Here is a 2,208-nt window from a genome sequence, read left to right as displayed (position 1 = left end):
TGGCGGCGCGGCGGGCCTGGCAGTGGGGGCAGTGCGCCTGGTGGTGGGCAATCTCCAGGGGAGTGTGCTCTTGTAGCCAGCAGAGAATGTTCATGATCGTTCCTCCGTCGTAAAAGTCCGCTCAACCCGCTCCCGCAGGCGGCGCAGGGCTCGTAGCGTTCGCATCTTGGCTCCAGGGCGCGTGCAGTCCAGCACTTGTGCAAGCTGCGAGTAGTCCAGCCCCTCTAAGAGATGTAGCACCAGCACCGTTCGGTCAGCGAGGGGGAGCCCGTCCAGCACACGAAGCAGTCGCTGGGTTGTCTCAGACTGCGCGGCAAGCTCCGCTGGATCGGGCTGAAGGGATGGGATTGGGAGCGCACTCTCCGCACTCTGGTGGCGGAGCTTCTGGCGCTGGTGGTCGTAGCAAAGATTGGTGCAGATGCGCAAGAGCCAAGTCTGGTGGCTACTGCGTGTGGCAAAGTTCCCGAGCGCTTTGTGTGCCCGCAGAAAGGTCTCCTGCAGAATGTCCTCGGCATCGTCGCGGCTGCCCAGAAGGAAGTAGGCGTGGCGGAACACCTGCGCCCCGTGGCGCGTGTAGAGCCCCTCCAGCGTCACGGTCTCTTTGGCTAGCACTCCGCTCCTTCTCGACATTGATTCCAGCATTCTAAACCTATGGACGAAGAGTACCACCAAAGCGGAACAAGGATTTTTACAAGAGCTGGTTTTGGAGAGAGTGCAGGAGTGAGAAGTCGTCGGTATCTAAGTCGTAGGCCTGCACTATCTTTACCCCTTCCGCCACCTCCGAGCCGTAGATCAGCTCCGTCATTCCCCCAGCTGCCAGCACCTTGTCGCGATGCATCACGATGCCCAAGCCGTGGTCGCGATCCCAGCCTGTTTGGAATTCGAAGGAACTGAACCCGTGGTCGTCTAGCCCACTATCTGTCAGCCCGATACCCACCAATTTAAAAAACTGGTCGACTGCTGCTGGTTCCTCCACGGCAACCTGCTGTGCAATCACTGTCCAATACTTCTGGTATTCCGGCACATGTGGCAAGTCTTCGTCGCGGAACTGCGCGAGTCGCTTCAGGTGCCAAGCGAACAACTTGCGGCGTAGGGCTATCTCGATCGTGGGAGCATGGGCAAGAATATAGTCCCACGCTCGTTCCTGGAAACTTCCATAACTGTTCCCACTCTGTGAGTACATCACCACCGCAACATCCGTACTGGGCAAACGGGCCGATGGGCAACTCGGGTCGCTGCTCGCCTCACGAGGTTTCTTCAGCTTCGGATACTCAGGGTAGTATGGAGCCACCGCGACCACCGCGTTTCGTAAGAGTGGCTTGTCCGTACTCCAAAGCCGATGTCCATCAAACTCAGGGTCGAGCTGGAATTGGTCAAGAAATGCGCTCATAAGCTCATGGCCTTTTCTCCTCTTACTCTTCAAATTATGCCACACGGTACCAAAAGATTCCAACCGTCACAACGCTGGAAGAACGGGCTTCCTCGCTCGCCGGACTACTTTCCCATCGGGGTGTGGCTTCAGTCGCCGGAGAATGCTTCACGGCGCTCTGGCAGGGTGACCATTTCGCCTGCTGGAGCGCCTAGACTCCCACCATGTCCGACGGATGGAAGCCGTTGCGGAGCTTGTAAAACGTCTGAGCCTAACACTAAGAGCTGCATGGAGCGCTACGCTATCCGTCCCCTCGGGTTTGCAGAATGAACGAAACGTTGAAGATCAGATCGTCCTGAGCTTCTATTCTCCCACCATGTGCAAGCTTGGCGAGTTCGCGCTCGCATAATCTGCTACCGTCGCATGGCTATATGTTGCAGGTCAACACAAACCCACCATCAAGTTCCCCACCGAGAGCGACGTATTTGAGATTGCTGTTGTAAACCTGGGAAATATTTAATAACACTGCTCAGCAGCCGGGGCCGCTAGAGCGACAATGACTCACGAAAAGCGAACACGTGGCCCCGGTCTGCCGCAGCGTTTGGTTCGGCATTACCTCCGCTTCAGGCCCTCGGGCAATTCCTTGAGTCGTGCCCATTCGATAATCTCGCTGAAGTACCACGGCTTCCCTGTCGCCTTCCTCAGTACAGGACAAAAAATACTGGTAATTTCTACAGGATGAAAGGCACCGCCTTGGTATGATACGACAAGGTCGCTTAAACACAGATCGCGACCAAAACGATGCCCAAAAAAAATTGTATCTCACAGAGCCAAAATGC

At 56.3% G+C, this 2,208-nt stretch carries 2 protein-coding genes; both read right to left on the bottom strand.

Going from position 1 to position 2,208, the window contains the following annotated elements:
* Positions 1–90: 90 nt before the first annotated feature.
* Positions 91–612, bottom strand: coding sequence for an RNA polymerase sigma factor (locus RMO15_RS32370; protein ID WP_309723200.1), 522 nt, complete (start codon positions 610–612; stop codon positions 91–93).
* A gap of 76 nt (positions 613–688) precedes the next feature.
* Positions 689–1,390, bottom strand: coding sequence for a hypothetical protein (locus RMO15_RS32365; RefSeq protein ID WP_309723198.1), 702 nt, complete (start codon positions 1,388–1,390; stop codon positions 689–691).
* Positions 1,391–2,208: the final 818 nt, after the last annotated feature.

The sequence above is a fragment of the Armatimonas sp. genome (assembly GCF_031410135.1).
Classification (GTDB): Bacteria; Armatimonadota; Armatimonadia; order Armatimonadales; family Armatimonadaceae; genus Armatimonas.
This window is presented reverse-complemented; position numbering and strand designations above follow the sequence as displayed.